This is a genomic window from Phenylobacterium sp. (assembly GCF_037189685.1).
Lineage (GTDB): Bacteria > Pseudomonadota > Alphaproteobacteria > Caulobacterales > Caulobacteraceae > Phenylobacterium.
The window spans coordinates 215,112-233,956 of sequence record NZ_JBBCIT010000014.1; the positions used below are offsets into that span (position 1 = coordinate 215,112).

Genomic DNA, 18,845 nt, shown 5'->3' on the forward strand with positions numbered 1-18,845 from the left:
ATGCGCCTGGAGCGCAAGGGGAGGAAGTCTATGCGTTTGCGGAAGTACGCCGCCTCGTCGGCTGTGCTGGCGATGGCCTGCGGGGGCGCTCCGGCGCTGGCCCAGGGATACCAGGGCGACGTCGCCGAGGTCGAGGCGATCATCGTCACCGCCCAGAAGCGCGAACAGAACCTGCAGGACGTGCCGATCGTGGTGAACGTCGTGTCCGGCCAGCAGCTCCAGGACGCCGGCGTGCGCGACGTGAAGGACCTGCAGGTCCTGACTCCGGGCCTCAGCGTCACCTCCTCGACGGGCGGCGCGCAGACCTCGATCCGAATCCGCGGCGTCGGCACCATCGGCGACAACCCCGGCCTGGAATCCTCGGTGGGCACGGTGATCGACGGCGTCTACCGCGCCCGCAGCGGCGTGGCCTTCGGCGACCTGGGCGAGCTGGAACGGATCGAGGTGCTGAAGGGGCCGCAGGGCACCGTCTTCGGCAAGAACACCTCGGCCGGGGTCATCAACGTGATCACCAAGGCGCCCGAGTTCGACTTCGGCGCCAGCGCCGAGGCGACCTACGGGAACCACGACCAGCGCGGCGCCGCCGTCAGCGTCACCGGCCCGATCGGCGAAACAGTCGCGGGGCGCCTCTTCGCGGCGGTGCGCAAGCGCGACGGCTTCTATGACGTGGCCAACGGCGCCGGCCCCAGCACGCAGAAGGACAACGACGACCAGGACGTGGTGACGATCCGTGGCCAGCTCCTCTGGCTGCCGTCCGACACCCTCACCGTGCGGTTCCTGGCGGACTACACCGAGCGCAACGAGCACTGCTGCCTGAACGTCACCACCCTGGTCGGGCCGACCGGGGCGATCATCGACGCCCTGGCCGCCGATGCGGGCACGCTGCGCCCGGCCGACCCGTTCCGCCGACTGGCCTACGCCAACCGCGAATCGAACCAGGACATCAGGGAGAAGGGCGTCTCGCTGCAGGCGGACTGGGAGATCAACCCCGACGTCACCCTGACTTCGATCACCGCCTTCCGCGACTGGAAGAACTATCAGGCCAACGACATCGACTTCTCTTCGGCCGACATCTGGCACCGACCCGACGATGGTCGGACCTTCAGTAAATTCAAGACGTTCTCACAGGAAGTGAGGGTGGCCGGGCGAAGCGGCCCCCTCGACTGGATGATCGGCGGCTACGTCTCGGACGAGCAGCTCGACACCAGCGCCTTCACACCCTACGGCACGGCCTACGAGACCTACTTCAGCCTGCTGCTGTCGGGTGGCGCCAACCCCACGGCGGTGTCGGCCCTGACCGGCCTGCCGGCGGGCTCGAACTTCATTCCCGGCCAGGGCGCCTATGACCGCTACGACCATTCGAGCCGCGGCTGGGCGATCTTCACCAACAACACCTGGCGGATCGCCGAGGGCCTCGATCTGACGTTCGGCCTTCGCTACAGCGACGACACCAAGAAGGTCTTCTCCCAGTACCGGAACACCGCGCCCGGCGCCGCCTGCGCCGCGGCCATCGTCCGCCCGATCCCGGCGGCGGCCCGCTCGGCCCTGTGCGCGCCCGGTTCGGACCCGGCGTTCGACAACGCGGACACCCGCCAGAAGCGCAGCGAGGACCGCCTGGGCGGCACGGCCAAGCTGAGCTACCGCTTCAACCCCGACGTGATGGCCTATGTCTCGTACGCCAACAGCCACAAGAGCGGCGGTTTCAACCTGGACAGGGCCCGTCTCGGCGCCGGGATCATCAACCCCGACACCAGCTTCGACGCCGAGACGGTGGAGAGCTGGGAAGCGGGCCTGAAGACGCAGCTCTTCGGCAATCGGCTGATCCTGAACGCGGCCGCCTTCGACCAGACGTTCAAGGACTTCCAGCTCAACACCTTCACCGGCATCAGCTTCGTGGTGGCCTCGATCCCGAAGGTGACGTCGAAGGGCGTGGACATGGATCTGGTGTGGCGCACGCCGATCCCCGGCCTGACGGCGACGGGGGGCGTCACCTATGCGGTCACCCAGTTCGGGAACTTCACCCCCGGCCCCGGCATCGGGCCGCGGCTGCCCACGTCGCGGCTCTCCTACGCGCCCCTGTGGTCGGCTTCCTGGTCGGCGGCCTATGAGACCGACGTCGCCGAGGGGCTGAAGCTGCGGGCCAGCCTCTCGGGCCGCTATACGTCGCCCTACAACACCGGATCGAACCTGGACCCGCTGAAGATCCAGAAGGAACTGACGCTGTGGAACGGCCGGATCGGCCTGGGCTCGGCCGATGAACGCTGGACGGTGGAGCTGTTCGCGCAGAACCTGACCAACGAGGACTATTTCCAGGTGGTGGTGGACCAGCCCCTGCAATCCGGCACCTTCGCCGCGTTCCTGGGCGCGCCCCGCACCTGGGGCGTCACCCTGCGTTCCAAGTTCTAGACGAGGATACATGGATCTCGAACTGACCGCCGGCGACGTGGCGTTCCGGGACGAGGTGCGCGCCTTCCTGAGCGCGCACCTGACGCCCGAACTGCGCGCGGCCGGCGCGGCGCTGACCAGCGTCTTCTGCGACCCTCGCCACAGCCTCCCGTGGCAGCGCATCCTGCACGCCAAGGGCTGGGCGGCGCCGTCGTGGCCCCGGGAATACGGCGGCCCGGGCTGGAGCGAGGTGCAGCGCGCCATCTTCGCCGCGGAATGCGCGCGGGCGGGCGCGCCCAGCCTGGCGCCCATGGGCCTGAAGATGGTGGGGCCGGTCATCATGGGCTACGGCACGCCCGAGCAGAAGGCCTACTACCTGCCGCGCATCCTCTCGGGCGAGGACTACTGGTGCCAGGGGTATTCCGAACCCGGATCGGGATCGGACCTGGCGTCGCTTCAGCTCCGGGCCGTAAGTGATGGAGATCACTACGTTCTGGACGGGTCGAAGATCTGGACGACGCACGCCCAGCACGCCAACCGGATGTTCTGCCTGGTGCGGACCTCGACATCGGGCAAGCCGCAGCAGGGGATCACCTTCCTGCTGCTGGAGATGGACACGCCGGGGATCAGCGTGAAGCCGATCATCACCCTGGCCGGCGAGCACGAGGTGAACCAGGTGTTCTTCGATAGCGTGCGCGTGCCCAAGTCGGGCCGGATCGGCGAGGAGAACCAGGGCTGGACGGTGGCCAAGTACCTGCTGGAGTTCGAGCGGGGCGGCGGCTCGGCGCCAGGGCTCCAGGTGGGGCTCCAGCGCGCGCGGCGGATCGCGGCGGCGGCCCACGACGACGATCCGGCCCACCGCCGGCGCCTGGCCGAGGCCGAGATCGCGGTGACGGCGATCGACATCTCGGAGCGACGGGTGCTGTCGGCGCTGGCCGGCGGCAAGAATCCGGGTCCGGCTTCGTCCATGCTGAAGATCAACGGGACCGAGGCCATGCAGCGGGTGGACGAGTTGTCGATCGCGGGCCTGGGCGCCTACGCCTGGGCCGACCAGCCCGAGGCGCGGGAACCCGGCGCCAATGCGGAGGCGGTGGGGCCATCGGAAGGGCTGGTCGCGATGCCGAGGTATCTCAACAATCGCGCCGCTTCGATCTACGGTGGCTCCAACGAGATCCAGAGGGACATCATCGCCCGGCTCGTGCTCGGGCTATGACGGAGGACACCATGTCGACGCTGCTCAACCTGCGCCGCCCGCCGTATCGCACCTATTCGATCACCCAGCTCTGTCGCGAGTTCGGCGCCACGCCCCGTGCGCTGCGCTTCTACGAGGAGCAGGGGCTGCTCTCGCCGGCCCGGCGGGAGACGGCGCGGGTCTATTCCTACAAGGACCGGGCGCGCCTGCAGCTCATCCTGCGCGGCCGGCGGGTGGGCCTCTCCATCGCCGAGATCCGCGACATCCTGGACACCTACGACGAGGAGGGCGCTCCGGCGCAGGACGCCGAGGCCCTGCGCATCCACCGGCGGCGGATCGAGCAGCTCCAGGCCCAGCGCCAGCACGTGGACGAGGCGATCGCCGAACTCACGGGCGCCTGCGAGGCGCTGCAGCGCAAGTACCCCGAACTGAAGGACGGCGGGACGGCCTGAGGCGGGTCAGACTTCCGGCGCCCAGCTCCGGAATCCGTGAGGGGGTGCAACGGGCAGGGGCGCGCGGATGGTGAAGACGGCGCCGCCTTCGCTGTGGGCCGTCAGGGTCCCGTCCAGGTCGCGGACCAGCGCCGCCAGGATCGACATGCCCAAACCGCTCTGGCCTAAACCGCTCTGGCCCAAACCGCTCTGGCCGAAGCCACTCCGGCTCTGGTCGGCGTCGAGGCCCCTGCCGCGGTCGGCGACGGTCAGCGCCAGCTCGCGGCCGTCGCGTCGGCTGGTGACGACAAGGCGCCCGCCCGGCTGGCCGTCGTAGGCGTGCTTGGCGGCGTTGATGGCCAGCTCGTTGACCGCTATGGCCAGTTTCTGGGCCATGTCGCCGGGAACGCGGGTCAGGTCCGAACTGATGGTGCAGTTCAGGCCCGTGGAGGCCGAGATCGCCTGGCACAGGCCCGCAAGGAAGCCGCCCAGTTCGACCTGATGCTGGTCGGCATGGTCGTGCAGGTAGCGGTGGAGTTCGCCCACGGCGACTAGGCGCGCGTGGCTGGCCTCCAGCGCGGCCCGGGCGACGGGGTCACGGGCGCGGAGCTGTTCGAACACCAGCATGTCGGCCGCGAGCTGAAGGCTGTTGGCGATGCGGTGGTTCAGCTCCTGGATCTGCCGTTCCTGACTGGCGAGCTGGGCGCGGGCGGCCGAAAGCTCCCGGGCGAGGGCGTGCGACGAGTTTGCGGCGGTGGCGAGCATGGGGGAGTCCCCGATCGGCGTGAGGCCATTCCTGTCGAGGCGCCGCATTTTGCGTCGTCAGACCTGTAACCAGGGAGGTCACCCTGTGTTCCCGGACGTTGAAGAATAAATCGGGCGAAACAACGGCGTAGAGCGCCTGATTACTGACGAGATCGCCGAAAATTAACGTCGCATTAAGATTCGGACGAACTAGACGCAGACGATGCCCGACCGAGAGTCGGTATATCCGCCATCCGCGTACGCCACTTCGCCGTTCACCAGAACGGTGTCGACGCCTCGGGCGGCTCTGACATAGCGCATGCCGTCGCCGGGCATGTCGAACGCGGGAACCTCGTCGGCCCGGTCGATGCTCGCAGCGTCGAAAACCACGATGTCGGCGGCCAGGCCGGGCGCCAGCCGGCCGCGGTCCTTCAGGCCCCAGATGTCGGCGGTCTCGGCCGTGATCTTGGCGACGGCCTTCTCCAGTGACATCGCGCCGGTCTTCCGCACGAACTCCGAGAACAGATAGCCGGTGTCGCCGTAGGTGGAGAACGAGGCCAGGTGCGCGCCGCCGTCGCTGGCGCCGATGTGGACCAGCGGGTGGGCCAGCATGGGGCCGATGCGGTCGGTGAGCTGATGGCCCTGGCTCGCGGACAGGAAGGCCACGTCCAGGCCGTTCTCCAGCGACAGCTCGATCAGGGCGCGGGCGGGAACCTGGCCACGGTCGCGGGCGACTTCGGAGAGCGTCTTGCCGACGAGGCCGGCCGGCGCGGCGTCGCCGCCGCGGATGATCAGGCGGCCCATCATCGCCTCGCCGCCGTCCGGGCCCAGGTCGCCCACCATCTTCTCGACGGTTTCGGGATCGCGCAGGGCGGCCAGCCGCTGGTCCAGCGGCTGGCGCAGGACGCGGACCCAGCGGGGCAGGCGGGCGAAGAACAGGCTGGGGCGCAGCAGGCTGAAGCTGATGTCGATGGGCCGGGTCTGCATCTGCGGCCAGACGCGGGCGCCGTGGGCGAACTGCTCTTCCACCCGGGCGATGGCGCGGGGCGCGTTGTCGGGAACGGCCGCGGTGTCGAACAGGGGCGAGAAGGTGGTGGGGATGCCGTGCTTCAGCGACAGCTCGGCGAGCTGGTCGATGCGGGCGATGGTGATGTCGGTGGCGTAGAACTCGGGCACGCACTGGAGCATGCGGCCGTACTCGCCCAGCACGGCGGCCAGGGCGTCCAGTTCCTCGAACTGGGCGAAGCGGCTGGGGACGGGGCGGCCGGTCTCGTCGATGTCCACGAAGCTGGTGGAGAGGCCGACGGCGCCGGCCTCGAGGCACTCGCGCAGCAGGGCCTGCATGGCCGCGATCTCGTCGGCGGTGGCGGCGCGTTCCTGGGCGGCGGCGCCCATGACCCACAGGCGGATCACGCTGTGGCCCACCAGGGGCGCGACGTTGATGGAGAGACCGTCCTCGATGGCGGCGCGGTAGCCGGCGAAGTCCTCCCAGCTCCAGTCGAAGGCGGTGGTGAACGCCTCGGGCGGCATCTCCTCGATCTGCTGGAACATGCCCACCACGCGGCGGCGATCGCCGGCCTTGATGGGCGCCAGCGACAGCGAACAGTTGCCGGGCACGACGCAGGTGACCCCGTGCTCCAGAGCCGGACGGGCGGCGCCGTCCCACAGGAGCTGGACGTCGAAGTGGGTGTGGGGGTCGATGAAGCCCGGCGCCACGATCCGGCCGGCGGCGTCGATCACGCAGCGCGCCTCGCCCTCGACCTTGCCCACGGCGGCGATGCGGCCGTCCTTGACCGCCACGTCGCCGGCGAATCCGGGTTGGCCCGAGCCGTCGACGACGGTCCCTCCGCGAACGATCAGGTCGAACATCGCACGCCCTCCACGATTTTCCGCCAGGACTGTCCCGTCAGCTCCTCGAGGCTGGCGGCGCCGCAGGCGGCCATCAGGTTCAGTCCCGTCGCCTCGTCCAGCACCACCGGCCCCTCGGCGCCGTTCGGGTGGCGCAGCCGGACCAGCAGCTCGACCGTGCCGTCGTGGCCGGCGACCATCTCGGCCCCGACGATGACGGCTTCAGCCAAGTGGCGGCTCCACGAACACCACGTCCGACCCCAGCAGCAGGCCGGGCGGCCGGCGCATCGCGAAGATGTGCAGGTTCCAGCTCCGGATGAGGTCGGCGGCGGCCTCCGGGCGCTCCTGGGGAAGCGCCCGGCGCGCCAGTTGCTCCAGCGTCTCGTCCGGCCCCGGCGTGACGAACCGGCGCTGGCGCGAGAGCTCGGCCATCGTCAGACGCGCTCGACGATGATGGCCGGGGCCATGCCGCCGGCCGCGCACATGGTGACCAGGCCGCGCTTGAGGTCCCGCCGCTCCAGTTCGTCGACGATCGTGCCGATCAGGATCGAGCCGGTGGCGCCGATCGGGTGGCCCAGCGCCATGGCGCCGCCGTTGACGTTGACCTTCTCGCGGTCGAGCTTGAGGTCGCGGATGAACTTCTCGGCGACGACGGCGAAGGCCTCGTTGATCTCCCACAGGTCGATGTCGTCGGGGGTCAGGCCGGCCTTCTTCAGCACCTTCTGCGCCGCGGGGACGGGCGCGTTCAGCATCAGGGTGGGGCTGTCGCCGACATTGGCCATCGCGACGACCCGGGCGCGGGGCTTCAGGCCGTTCTTCTTCGCATACTCGGCCGAGGCCAGCAGCACCGCGGCCGAGCCGTCCACGACGCCCGACGAGTTGCCGGCGTGGTGGAAGTGCCGGATCTTGAGGTCGGGATAGACCTTGTTGATCAGGCCCGCGAACGTGGTGCCCTTGCTGTCGAGGGGCACGTTGGCCATCGCCTCGAACGACGGCTTCAGGCCGGCGAGGCCTTCCAGCGTGGTCTGCGGACGGGGGAACTCCTCGTGGTCCAGGGCGACCGAGCCGTCTTCGCGCAGCACGGGCACCAGGGCGCGGTCGAAGCGGCCTTCCTTGATGGCCTTGTCGGCGCGCTGCTGGCTGACGTAGGCCAGTTCGTCCAGCGCCTCGCGGGTGATGCCTTCCAGCGTGGCGATGGCGTCGGCGCAGACGCCCTGATGGCTCTGGGGGTGCCTGGCGCGCAGGCGCAGGTTGCCCGAATCCATCAGCATCGGGCCGGCTTCCGGATCCGGCTTGGGCGCGCTGGAGGCCGTGTAGGACATCATCTCGCAGCCGCCGGCGATCACCAGGTCTTCCATGCCCGACATGATCTGGGCCGCGGCCAGGTTCACCGCCGTGATGCCCGAGCCGCAGTAGCGGTCCAGGGTGACGCCCGAAGCCTTGATGTCGTAGCCGGCGTCCAGGGCCGCCATGCGGCCCATGTCGCCGCCCTGCTTGCCGCGCTGGGACGAGGTGCCCCAGATCACGTCGTCGACGTCGGCGGTGTTCAGGTTGTTGCGCTCGGCGAGCGCGCCCAGGACCGTGGCCCCCAGGTGTTGCGGATGGTGGTCGGCGAGCGCGCCCTTGCCGACCTTGCCGATGCCGCGCGGCGTGCGGCAGGCGTCGATGATGTAAGCTTCAGCCATAGTGGGTCCTCGCCGATCGCGGTGTTTCTTCGAGGCGGATCGTCCTCGCCGTCCCTAGGGTCAGTCTAGGGGGAATCCGGCGCCGGCGCCGTCAGGCGGCCACGCCCAACGCCTTCAGCGCGCGGTCCTTCACCGCCTTGTAGTCGACCTTGCCGTTGGGGGCGCGGCCGATGGTGTCGACCACGACGAGCTCGCGCGGAGCCTTGTAGCCGGCGAGCTGGGCGTGGACGTGGGCCGAGAGCTCGGCCAGGGTCGGCCGCGCGCCGGCCTCGGGCTCCACCACCGCGCAGATGCGTTCGCCGAAACGCGGATCGGGCACGCCGACGACCACGGCGTCGCGCACCGCGGCGTGGCGTTTCAGCGCCTCTTCGACCTCTTCGGGGAAGACCTTCTCGCCGCCGGTGTTGATGCAGACCGAGCCGCGGCCCAGCAGCTTCAGCGTCCCGTCGGCGTTCACCTCGGCCCAGTCGCCGGGCACGCTCCAGCGGACGCCTTCCATGACCTTGAAGGTCTTCGCCGACTTCTCCTCGTCCTTGTAGTAGCCCTGCGGCAGAAACCCTGAGACGGCGACGAGGCCGCGCTCGCCCGAGCCCGGCTGCACGCGCCGGCCGTCCTCGGTGAAGACGGCGGTGTTGGGGCCCAGCATGAAGGCGGCGGTCTGGGCCTCCGCGCCCGAGGCCGACGACGAGGCGCCCAGGCCGACGGCTTCGGACGAGCCGAAGCTGTCGGCGATCAGCGCCTGGGGCATGTGGCGGAGCAGGCCGCGCTTGTTCTCCTGGCTCCACATCGAGCCCGACGAGCTCATGGCGCGCACGCTCGACAGGTCCCAGCGGCCAGGGTCGGCGTCCAGCGCCTCGAGCATGGGCGTGGAGAAGGCGAGGCCGACGATGACGATGTTGGTGGCCCCGAGGCGCTGGACTTCGTCCCAGAGCTCGACGGCGTCGAACCGGCGCGAGGGCAGGGCGCAGACCGTGCCGCCGCCGTTGAAGGCGATGAAGGCCGAGAACTGGCCGGTGCCGTGCATCAGGGGCGCGCAGACGATCATGGTGGCGCGCAGGTGCTCGGGGCCCTGGATGCGCGCGATCAACTCGGGGATCGACGTGGCCGGCGGAATGCCCTGGGCCGCATTGCCGCCGGCGCCGATCACCTGGAACAGGTCGTCCTGGCGCCACATGACGCCCTTGGGCATGCCGGTGGTGCCGCCGGTGTAGAGCAGCAGGAGGTCGTCGCCGCTCACGCCCCACGGCGCGCGGACCGGGCGCGCCTCGATCGGGCGGGCCACGACGGCGTCGTAGTCGGCGGCCCAGGCGGGGACGGGATGGCCCGGCTCGGCGACGGCGATCCAGGCCTTCACCTTGGGCAGGCGGCCGCGGATCCTCTCCAGCACGTCGGTGAAGCCGGCATGGAACACCACGGCTTCGGCGTCTGCGTTCTCGAAGAGATAGGCCACTTCTTCGGGGCCATATCGGTAGTTGGTGTTGACCGGGGCGAAACCGCCCTTGAAGGCCGCGAAATAGGCCTCGAGGTACTCCGGGCCGTTGTAGAGATAGCCCGCCACCTTGGCCTGGCGGCCCAGCCCCGAGGCGATCAGGTGGTCGGCGAGCGCGTCGGCCCGACGGTCGAACTCGCCCCAGGTGACGACACGCTCGCCGTGGACCAGCGCCGGCCTGTCCGGCTGCGAAGCCGCGATCGCTTCCCAGACCGTGGCGAAGGTCCAAGCCATGACTGCCATCCTCCCGAAAACCTTTTGTCCTCGGGGAAGTTGGCCGCCTGCCGCCGGGTCATGTCAAACCGTCCCTGCCGTCAGACGGGCACGGCGGTGGTGTATTTGATCTGCTCCATGGCGAAGGCGGACGAGACGTCCGACAGCGGCACGGCGGCGATCAGGCGCTTGTAGAAGGCGTCGTAGGCGGCGATGTCCTTCACCAGCACCTTGAGCAGGTAGTCGGTGTCGCCCGAGAGCCGGTAGAACTCGACCACCTCGGGCATGGCTGCGGCGGTCCGGGCGAAGGTGTCGAGCCAGTCCTGGTCGTGGCGGCTGGTCTTCACCGACACGAAGACCGCGAGGCCGAGGTCCACCTTGTTCCGCTCGACCAGCGCCACGCGCCGCGAGATGACGCCGGCGTCGGTGAGCCGCTTCACCCGCTTCCAGCAGGGCGTCTGCGACAGGCCCACGTGCAGGGCGAGGTCGGCGATGGGCACGGTCGCGTCGCGCTGGAGCTCGCGCAGGATGCGCCGGTCGATGGGATCCAGAACAAAATCCATGCGTCGCCCCTCCTCGGGAGAACGAAGTTCTACAGGAGCCGGGCGGGGCGGACCAGACGGAAGGCTGCGCCAGAAGTCTGGCCACGAACCCACACGAGAACCACGAACGGGCGGCGGAGAGCGCCGGCGCTTGGGTCTGCGAGGCCGCGAAGCGGCGCCTCTCAAGTTTGAAGGAACCACGGATTGCACGGATTCACACGGATGATGGCCGCTGCGCCATCCGTGTGAATCCGTGCAATCCGTGGACAAATGATACTGAGCCTCCGCTTGCGCGGAGCCTTGGGGACGACCCCGCCCATTCGTGGTTTTCGTGTAGTTTCGTGGCAGGATTCCTCCCCCGGCGTCAGTGCTCGGCAGGCGGCGGCGCCTGGATCGGCGCGGGCTTGGCGAAGGGGACGATCAGGAGGGCGGCGGCGAACAGGAGGGCCATGAGGACGTAGGCGTCGGCGAAGGCCAGCGTCACCGCCTCGCGGCCGACGATGCGGCCCATCACCGCCTCGGCCATCTGCATCGCGCGGGCGCCGTCGGGCGTCCAGGCCTGGGCCAGTTGCGCCAGGCCGTCCAGGGCCTCGCGGGCGCGGTCGGGCTGTTCGCCCAGGGCGGCGGAGAGGGCCGCGGCGTGGGCGCGGGTGAAGTCGATGAGCCAGGTGTTGACCACGGCGATGCCGATCGCGCCGCCCAGGTTGCGCATCAGGTTGAACAGGCCCGAGGCGTAGCGGAGCTGGTCGGGCGGCACGCCGTTCAGCGCCATGCCCACCGCCGGGACGATGCAGAGCAGCATGGCCAGCCCCCGCATCACCTGCGGCCAGAACAGTTCCCAGAAGCCCCACTCGGGCGTCACCTGGGAGAACATCCACTGGGAGATGGCGAACATGGTGAAGCCCACGGCGATCACGTAGCGACCGTCCACCCGGGTGGAGAGGCGGGCGGCGATGGGCGCGGTGACCGTCATGGCGATGCCGGTGACGAAGACGGTCATGCCGATCTGGAGGCTGGAGAACTCGCGCACGCGGCCCAGGTAGACCGGCGTCAGGTAGGTCACCGCGTAGAGGCCGAAGCCGATCACCACGTTCAGCACGCAGGCCATGGCGAAGGTGGGCCGCAGGAACGGCGTCAGCTTCACGACCGGCATGGTGGAGAAGAACGTCCGCTCGAAGAAGACGACGGCGCCCACGAACGAGATCCAGGCGGCGGCCAGCACCGCCTCGTCGTTGAACCACTCGTGCCGCGGGCCTTCCTCCAGCACATATTGCAGTCCGCCCAGGAACACCGCCAGCGAAGCCACGTGCAGCCAGTCGATCCGGCGCAGCATCCGAGGACTGGCGGTGTCCACCTTGCCCAGGAGGGGGAACAGCAGGGTGATGGCGACGCCCGGCACGATGTTCATGAAGAACAGCCAGCGCCAGTCCACGTACTCGGTGATCAGGCCGCCCACCGTGGGGCCGAGGGTAGGGGCCAGCGTGGACACCATCCCCAGGATCGCCGGCACCATGGCGCGCTTCGGTCCTTCGAAGAGGACGAAGCCCGTGGCGAAGACCAGCGGCACCATCGCCCCGCCGGTGAACCCCTGGAGCGCCCGGAAGGCGATCATGGAATTGATGTCCCAGGCCAGGCCGCACAGCAGGCTGGAGAGCGTGAACAGCCCCGCCGAGAGCGTGAACAGCCAGCGGGTGGAGAGCGCCTGCGACAGGAAGGCCGCGAGGGGGATCATGACGATCTCGGCCATGAGGTAGGAGGTCTGCACCCAGGCGATCTCGTCCGGACCGGCATTGAGGCCCGCCTGGATCGAGTTCAGCGAGGCCGCGACGATCTGGATGTCGAGCAGGGCCATGAACTGGCCGAAGGCCATGATGCCGAAGATCAGCAGCTTTCGCCGGTCGCTGAGCGCGGCGGGATCGACGGACATGGGTTGCGCTTCCACCTCAGGCGCATAATATGATGATCATCATATAAAGGCGAGATGCGCGGTGCGCTACAGCGACACGCACAAGGACGAGACGCGGAAGACGGTGGTCCAGGCCGCCGCAGCCGCCGTGCGGTCGAAGGGACCCGAGGGCGTGAGCGTGGCCGAGGTCATGGCTGCGGCCGGACTGACCCACGGGGGCTTCTACGCGCACTTCCCGTCGAAGGAGGCCCTGGTCGTCGCCGCGATCGACGAGGCCTTCGGTTCGAGTTCGCGGCGCTTCGCCCGCCTGACGGACGGCGCGACGCGGAGCGAGGCGCTGGCGACGTTCGTGGACACCTACGTCACGATGCGCCACCGCGATCATCCCGAGGGCGGGTGCCCCGTCGCCACGTTGTCCAGCGACCTGCCGCGCCAGGGCCGGGCGGTGCGGGACGCCTACGAGCGCGGTCTGTGGTCGCTGGTCCGCCGGATCGCCGGCTGGCTTCCCGAGGGGACGCCCGACCCCGAGAGCGTGGCGGCGTCGCTGGTGGCCGAGATGGCCGGAAGCGTCCTGATCGCCCGGGCCATTTCCGACGACGCCGAGGCGGACCGCCTGCTGGCCGCCGCCCGACACCGCATCAAGCACCGCATGGGACTCCCGCCATGAACGCCGTCACGCCAGAAACCCAGGTTGCCGATCCACGCCGGATGTCAGGGATCGAGCAGCTTCGCTACGCCTTCGATCCCGAGCGGCCCGAGCGCGGGCCGGGGATCGGCCGCACCCTGAACTTCACGGTCATCGAGATCGAGGAAGGGCGCGTGGTGTTCGGCGGTCATCCGGACGAGAGCGTCTACAACCCTATCGGCACGGTCCACGGCGGCTATGCCGCGACGCTTCTGGATTCGGCCGTGGGCTGCGCTGTCCATTCGACGCTGAAGCCGGGGCAAGGCTACACCACGCTGGAGCTCAAGGTCGCCTACCACAAGGCCCTGACCAAGGAGACGGGGCCGGTCCGGGCCGAAGGGCGGGTCATCCAGGCCGGCCGGCGCGCGGCCTTCGCCGAGGGTCGGCTCGTGGACGAGAAGGGAGTCCTCTACGCCACCGCCACCTCCACGCTGCTGGTGTTCGAGCGATGAAGATGGAGGCCATCGGCGCCGGCGCGCCGGTGCGGCCCAGGCGCCGCCTGCCGCCTCGCGGCGTGCTGGTCCTGGCCGCCGCCCTGGCCGCCGGTGGGGCGGGCTACGCCTACATCCACGCCGCCAAGGCCACGGCGACGACCGACAACGCCTATGTGAAGACCGACGTGACCGTCGTCGCGCCGCGGGTGCGCGGCCATGTCGCCGAGGTCCTGGTGGCCGACAACCAGCCGGTGGCGGCCGGCCAGCCGCTGGTTCGCCTGGATCCCGAAGAGTATGCCGCCCGCGTGGCGGCGGCCGAGGGTGACCTGGCGGTGGCCGAAGCGGCGGTGCAGGCCGCCGGGGCGGCGCTGGCGCGGCTGGCCGACGACGAGGCGGTGGCCTCGGCCCAGGTGCGCGAAGCCGAGACCGGCATCCGCGCCGCCGACGCCGAGGTGCAGAGGGCGCGGGCGGACTGGGGTCGGTACGAGGCCCTGCTGAAGACCGGCTATGCGCCTCGCCGCGAAGCCGATCGGGTGGAAACCCAGGCGGTCGCGGCGGCCGCGGCGGCCGACCGCAGCCGCGCCGAACTGGCGGTCAACCGCAGTCGCCTGGCCGCCACCGCCGGCCGGCGAGGGGAGCTGGCCGCCGCCGTGGCCCAGGCCCGCGCCCAGCGCGCCCGCGCCGCCGCCGCCCTGGACTTGGCGCGGCAGGACCGCGACCACGCGGTGATCCGCGCCCCGGTGGCCGGCGTCGTGGGCGACCGCCAGGCGAACGTGGGCGACTACGTGCAGCCCGGTTCCCGCATGCTGGTCATCACGCCAATGGATCGCCTGTATGTGACCGCCAACTTCAAGGAGACCCAGACGGCGCGGATGCTGGGGGGCCAGCCGGCCTCGGTGACGGTGGACGCGCTTCCCGGCGTGACCCTGAAGGCCCATGTGGAGAGCTTCGCCCCCGGCACGGGTTCGGAGTTCGCGCTGCTGCCGTTCGAGCCGGGCGTGGGCAATTTCACCAAGATCGTCCAGCGGGTGCCGGTCCGGCTCCGCTTCGACCCTGGCCAGCCCGACGTGGCCAAGCTGCGGCCAGGTCTTTCGGCGAAGGTGACGGTGGCGTTGGAGGGCGTCTAGCCGCCCGCCGGTGAACTCCGAGGGGCGCCGCCGGAGGGCTGAGGCCGGGTAGAGCAAAGCCGGGCAGAGCAAAACTGAAGGCGCATCCAGACTTCCATCATATTCCTATCAAGTTAGTGGTATATGATGCCCGCATGCCTGAGGCCCGCATCGAGATTGAGCGCGAGGACGGTGTGGTGGACGCCTTCGTCGCGTATCCTGACACGCCCGGCGACAATCCGCCGGTGATCCTTCTCGGCGACGGCCGGGGCAGGGGGCGCGGCCTGGAAACCGAGGCCCGGCGGCTATCCGCCCACAGGTTTTTCGTCGTGGTCCCCGACCTGAAGGGCCTGGGCGCCGAAGTGCGGCGCGAAGCCGCCGTCGCCTGCCTGGATCACCTGGCCGACCTGCATGGGGTCGACGACACGCGCGTGGGCGTGGCGGGCTTCGGCCTCTGCGCCGATGCGGCCCTATCGCTGGCGGCCTGGCGCTCCGAACGCATCGCCGCGGTGGCGGCCTATGGCCCATCGCGGTTCGGTGTCCGCGGAGCCCTGGAAATCGCCAATCGAATCAATGGTGTCGTCCGCATCGGCTATACGGTGGGGATCACCCGCTCGCGAGCCGGCGTCCTGGAGGCGGCGCTGGGCTGCGCGGGCGTGCCCTTCGATGTCGAGGTGGGCGGCGGCGCGCCGGATTGGGGCGCCCTTGTGGACCTGTTCCACCGCACGCTGTGGCCGCCGGCCGCGGCTGGACGTGGTCCCGACGGACAGGGCCGCGCCGGGCTCAACCCGTAGGCGACTTCCCCAAGCGCATCTTATGTGGCGCAAGGCGTACGCCGCGTTAGGATGCGCCAAGCGACTCGGTCCGGGCGACCCCCGCCAGGACGTCGCGCCAACGCAATCGACTGGGGGAGCCCATGGCCACTGGTAAGAACACGAACGCCCTGCAGAAGCCGCTGACGCCGTCCGCCGAACTGGCCGCCGTGGTGGGTTCCGGCCAGCTTTCGCGCGGCGAGACCGTTTCGAAGATCTGGGACTACATCAAGAAGAACAACCTCCAGAATCCCGCCAACAAGCGCGAGATCCTGGCCGACGCCAAGCTGAAGCCGATCTTCGGCGGCAAGGACAAGGTCAGCATGTTCGAGATGAACAAGCACCTGGCGGCGCACCTGAAGTAGGCGCGGAAGCCCCGGCGACACGCGCCGGCATTCGATCCGGGAGACCCCGCGGGCCAAAGCCTTGCGGGGTCTCCTGCATTCTGGCCTGGATGTTCTGCTTGGCCTGTATGTTCTGCTTGGCCCGCATGACCGTCGGGCCGCCTCTTTCCTTTCACCGTATGGGCCGCCATAAGGGCCGGCCGCTTCCACGGGCCCTTCTCCATTCACGGACGACTTCGTGACGCCGCCCAACAGAGCCATCATTCTCGCTGCCGGCCAGGGCAAGCGCCTCCTGCCCCTCACGGAGGCCCGGCCGAAATGCCTGATCGAACTGTCGGGCCGCACCCTGCTGGCCTGGCAACTTCTGCGGCTGCAGGCGGCAGGCGTCGGCGAAGCTGTGATCGTGACCGGCTTCCGCGCCGACGCGGTCGAGGCCGAGGTCGCGCGGCTGGGCCTGTCGATGCCGGTGCGGCTCCAGTTCAACCCGTTCTACACCGTCTCGGACAACACCGCCTCGTGCTGGATCGTGCGCCACGAGTTCGACCGTGAGGTGCTGGTGCTGAACGGCGACACCCTGTTCGGTTCCGGCGTGGCCGAGGCGCTGCTGTCGGCGCCGGCCGCCGAGGTCACCGTCACCATCGATCGCAAGGACAGCTACGACGCCGACGACATGAAGGTGCTGACCGACCAGGGCCGGCTGGTGGCGATCGGCAAGACCATCGAGGCCTACGACGCCGAGTCGATCGGTTTCCTGCGCTTCTCGTCCGAGGGGGCGGCGAAATTCCGCGATGGCGTCGAGAAGGTGCTCCAGACACCCGAGGGCCTGCGCCGCTGGTACCTGTCGGTCATCGACGAACTGGCGCGGTCGGGCGTGGATGTGAAGGTGGCCTCGATCGAGGGCCTGGAATGGGGCGAGATGGACTTCCCGCAGGATGTGGAAGCCCTGACGCGCCTCTCGAGCGGCTGGACGGTCTGAGCCGAAGCCCAGTCCGAGGGAGGCGCGCCACAGGCGCGGTAAGATGACCGCCAGGACGCCAAGGTCGCCGAGAGGCGCGCGGGCCGGCATCGGACGCCTTGGCGCTCTTGGCGTCTTGGCGGTGTTCTTCGGGGCGCTGACGCGCCTGGCGGACGTTCAAGGCCCGACGATCCGCCGGACGAGATCCAGGTCGGCAGGCTTGTCCACATCGACGGAGGCGAGGCCGTAGGGGCTTTCCACCACGGCCGCCTGCACGCCGGCGAGGTCCCCCAGCCGCCCGGCCGCAGCATGCAGGGTGAGGCGACGGAACAGGTAGCGCAGCAGCATCCCCGGCCCCAGGATGCGGGCCATCCTCCAGGGACGCTTGCGCTCGGACTCGACGCGCCGCCAGAGATCGAGGACGGCGAGCGCCCTGGGCGTGGCGAGGTGGAAGAGATTGCAGCCCGACCAGTCGCCGTCGGCCAGCCGGAGCCAGGTGCGTTTCGTATCCGGCGCGGCGGCCTCGACCGTGGCGCGGGCGGCGACCAGGACGGCGACGTCGGCGTCGGGTGGCGTGTCGGCCAGGAACTGCCCGACCCACTCCGGCCGCAGAAGGGCGTGGTCGGCCGTGGTGACCACAAGCGGCGCGCCCAGGGCCTGGGCGCCGGCGCGGACGCTGAGGCTGGGGCCGGCGGCCTCGTCCAGCGCCTCGCAGCCCAGGCGGGCGATCTCGGCGCGGACCTCGGGATGACTGGAGATCACGGCGATGCGGCCCGCGCCCGCCGCCCGCAGCGCGCCGACCACGCGGGCCAGCAGGGTCTCGCCGCCGAGCCGGATCAGGGCCTTGTGGGCGGCCCCGCCATAGGCCGCGACCGGGTCGGCGCCGCCGCGCGATCCTGCCAGCACCAGGGCGGCGAAGCCGGTCAAGCGCCCTCTTTCCCTTGCAGCGCCTTCTCGTAGACGCGGTAGGTCTTGTAGATGCGTGCGCCGCCGGCGTCGCAGATGCGGCGCATGGGCAGGTTGTCCTCCAGCACCCATGAGAGCTCGTAGCGCTCGTAGCCCAGCTTGCGCGCTGCCTGGGCGACGGCGTCGATGAGCTGGAAGGGCAGGAGCTGGCCGCGCATCGTGGACGCGAACTTGCGCTTCACCCCCATGAGCGGCACGCGGCCGGTCTTCGGCCCCTTCACCTTCAGCCGCCAGAGCAGCCTGGCCCAGCCGAGGGGAAAGAGCTTGCCGCCCAGGTCGGCGATGGCCTCGTTGATGTTGGGCAGCAGGATCATGAAGCCCGCCGCCTCGCCGTCGATCTCGGCGAACCAGGCCAGGCGCGGGTCGATCAGCAGGCGCAGGTTGCTGGCCAGGGCCCGGGTCTCGGCCTCGGTGGTGGGGGTGAAGCCCCAGTTTCCGGCCCAGGCGTCGTTCAGGATGCCGGTGAGGGTGCGGACCTCCTCGTCCAGCCGTTTCATCTCCAGGGTGCGCAGGCGCACGCCTTCGGCCGGGGCCTTGCGCACGCGACGCAGGATGGGGCCGGGGAGATCGTCGGCGACGCTGCAGACATAGGCGTGGATGTCCTTGGCCTTGGCGTAGCCCTGGCCTTCGATACGGACGCCTGTATGGGGGGCGTCGTGGCCCATCATGAACATGGGCGGAGTATCGCGGCCCTCGACCAGCAGGCCCACTTCCTCGTTGGTGGAAAGGTTCACCGGTCCCAGGGCCGTGCGGCAGCCACGCGCCGCCAGCCACGCCTCGGCGGCGGCGAAGAGGGCGGCGAAGACGTCCGGATCGTCCTCGGCGGCGATCATGCCGAAGTGGCCGATGCCGTCCCGGGTCTGGGGATTCAGGTGGTCGATCTGGGCGCTGATGCGGCCCACGTCGCGGCCGTCGCGCCCGGCCAGCCAGAACTGGACGTCGGCGTGCTGGAAGAAGGGGTTCCCCTTGGGGCTCAACGCCTCGTGGCGCTCGAACAGCAGGGGCGCGACGTAGTTGGGGTCGGACGCGCCGATACGCGCGCCCAGCCGGATGAAGCGGTCGAGCTCGGCCTTGCCGGCCACGGGCGTGACGACCACTTCCCCCAAGG

19 protein-coding genes are annotated in these 18,845 nt (G+C 70.0%); 9 read left to right on the forward strand and 10 right to left on the reverse strand.

Translation table 11 applies throughout. The annotated features are described in order from the left end of the window. The first annotated feature begins 30 nt into the window (after window positions 1-30). The 3 genes from WG212_RS11055 to WG212_RS11065 are packed head-to-tail and all read left to right on the forward strand — an operon-like array spanning window position 31 to window position 4,029. On the forward strand, window positions 31-2,406 hold the full coding sequence (locus tag WG212_RS11055; RefSeq protein WP_337187148.1) for a TonB-dependent receptor: 2,376 nt from the start codon (window positions 31-33) through the stop codon (window positions 2,404-2,406). A gap of 10 nt (window positions 2,407-2,416) precedes the next feature. Beyond that, window positions 2,417-3,598 (forward strand): acyl-CoA dehydrogenase family protein, encoded by a 1,182-nt coding sequence (locus tag WG212_RS11060; protein WP_337187149.1) that lies wholly within the window; start codon window positions 2,417-2,419, stop codon window positions 3,596-3,598. Between the two features lie 11 nt (window positions 3,599-3,609). Further along, the gene (locus tag WG212_RS11065) at window positions 3,610-4,029 is read left to right on the forward strand and encodes a MerR family DNA-binding transcriptional regulator (RefSeq protein ID WP_337187150.1); all 420 of its coding nucleotides are present in this window, start codon (window positions 3,610-3,612) and stop codon (window positions 4,027-4,029) included. Window positions 4,030-4,035: 6 nt separating this feature from the next. On the opposite strand, the gene WG212_RS11070 is transcribed toward WG212_RS11065, so the two are convergent. From WG212_RS11070 to WG212_RS11105, 8 genes are all read right to left on the reverse strand, one after another. Next, on the reverse strand, window positions 4,036-4,773 hold the full coding sequence (locus WG212_RS11070) for a sensor histidine kinase (RefSeq protein WP_337187151.1): 738 nt from the start codon (window positions 4,771-4,773) through the stop codon (window positions 4,036-4,038). A gap of 189 nt (window positions 4,774-4,962) precedes the next feature. Beyond that, window positions 4,963-6,621 (reverse strand): amidohydrolase family protein, encoded by a 1,659-nt coding sequence (locus WG212_RS11075; RefSeq protein WP_337187152.1) that lies wholly within the window; start codon window positions 6,619-6,621, stop codon window positions 4,963-4,965. Next, window positions 6,609-6,830, reverse strand: coding sequence for a hypothetical protein (locus tag WG212_RS11080; RefSeq protein ID WP_337187153.1), 222 nt, complete (start codon window positions 6,828-6,830; stop codon window positions 6,609-6,611). Before WG212_RS11080 ends, WG212_RS11075 begins: the two co-directional genes overlap by 13 nt. Continuing rightward, on the reverse strand, window positions 6,823-7,032 hold the full coding sequence (locus WG212_RS11085) for a hypothetical protein (RefSeq protein ID WP_337187154.1): 210 nt from the start codon (window positions 7,030-7,032) through the stop codon (window positions 6,823-6,825). The genes WG212_RS11080 and WG212_RS11085 overlap by 8 nt, the downstream gene beginning before the upstream one ends. A gap of 2 nt (window positions 7,033-7,034) precedes the next feature. Further along, window positions 7,035-8,285 carry an acetyl-CoA C-acetyltransferase gene (locus WG212_RS11090; RefSeq protein ID WP_337187155.1) on the reverse strand — a complete coding sequence of 417 codons (1,251 nt, stop codon included), beginning with the start codon at window positions 8,283-8,285 and terminating at the stop codon, window positions 7,035-7,037. Between the two features lie 91 nt (window positions 8,286-8,376). Further along, a complete protein-coding gene (locus WG212_RS11095) occupies window positions 8,377-10,008 on the reverse strand; it encodes an acyl-CoA synthetase (RefSeq protein WP_337187156.1) in 1,632 nt (543 codons plus the stop codon). Between the two features lie 80 nt (window positions 10,009-10,088). Next, a complete protein-coding gene (locus WG212_RS11100) occupies window positions 10,089-10,550 on the reverse strand; it encodes an Lrp/AsnC family transcriptional regulator (RefSeq protein ID WP_337187157.1) in 462 nt (153 codons plus the stop codon). A gap of 343 nt (window positions 10,551-10,893) precedes the next feature. Then, a complete protein-coding gene (locus tag WG212_RS11105) occupies window positions 10,894-12,456 on the reverse strand; it encodes a DHA2 family efflux MFS transporter permease subunit (RefSeq protein ID WP_337187158.1) in 1,563 nt (520 codons plus the stop codon). Between the two features lie 61 nt (window positions 12,457-12,517). Between WG212_RS11105 and WG212_RS11110 the strand changes: the two genes are divergently transcribed. The 6 genes from WG212_RS11110 to WG212_RS11135 all read left to right on the forward strand — a co-directional run bounded on the left by WG212_RS11110 (window position 12,518) and on the right by WG212_RS11135 (window position 16,792). After that, a complete protein-coding gene (locus WG212_RS11110; protein ID WP_337187159.1) occupies window positions 12,518-13,102 on the forward strand; it encodes a TetR/AcrR family transcriptional regulator in 585 nt (194 codons plus the stop codon). After that, window positions 13,099-13,572 (forward strand): PaaI family thioesterase, encoded by a 474-nt coding sequence (locus WG212_RS11115; protein WP_337187160.1) that lies wholly within the window; start codon window positions 13,099-13,101, stop codon window positions 13,570-13,572. The genes WG212_RS11110 and WG212_RS11115 overlap by 4 nt, the downstream gene beginning before the upstream one ends. Next, complete coding sequence (locus tag WG212_RS11120; protein ID WP_337187161.1) at window positions 13,569-14,681, forward strand: HlyD family secretion protein; 1,113 nt, start codon at window positions 13,569-13,571, stop codon at window positions 14,679-14,681. Before WG212_RS11115 ends, WG212_RS11120 begins: the two co-directional genes overlap by 4 nt. 134 nt (window positions 14,682-14,815) lie before the next feature. After that, window positions 14,816-15,454 carry a hypothetical protein gene (locus WG212_RS11125; protein ID WP_337187162.1) on the forward strand — a complete coding sequence of 213 codons (639 nt, stop codon included), beginning with the start codon at window positions 14,816-14,818 and terminating at the stop codon, window positions 15,452-15,454. Between the two features lie 122 nt (window positions 15,455-15,576). Next, the gene (locus WG212_RS11130; RefSeq protein ID WP_293480104.1) at window positions 15,577-15,837 is read left to right on the forward strand and encodes an SWIB/MDM2 domain-containing protein; all 261 of its coding nucleotides are present in this window, start codon (window positions 15,577-15,579) and stop codon (window positions 15,835-15,837) included. 217 nt (window positions 15,838-16,054) lie between these two features. Continuing rightward, window positions 16,055-16,792, forward strand: a complete 738-nt coding sequence (locus WG212_RS11135) for a phosphocholine cytidylyltransferase family protein (protein ID WP_337187163.1) — start codon at window positions 16,055-16,057, stop codon at window positions 16,790-16,792. A 156-nt stretch (window positions 16,793-16,948) separates the two neighbouring features. On the opposite strand, the gene WG212_RS11140 is transcribed toward WG212_RS11135, so the two are convergent. Beyond that, the gene (locus WG212_RS11140; protein WP_337187164.1) at window positions 16,949-17,698 is read right to left on the reverse strand and encodes a nucleotidyltransferase family protein; all 750 of its coding nucleotides are present in this window, start codon (window positions 17,696-17,698) and stop codon (window positions 16,949-16,951) included. After that, window positions 17,695-18,843 carry a dATP pyrophosphohydrolase gene (locus tag WG212_RS11145; RefSeq protein ID WP_337187165.1) on the reverse strand — a complete coding sequence of 383 codons (1,149 nt, stop codon included), beginning with the start codon at window positions 18,841-18,843 and terminating at the stop codon, window positions 17,695-17,697. The genes WG212_RS11140 and WG212_RS11145 overlap by 4 nt, the downstream gene beginning before the upstream one ends. Window positions 18,844-18,845: the final 2 nt, after the last annotated feature.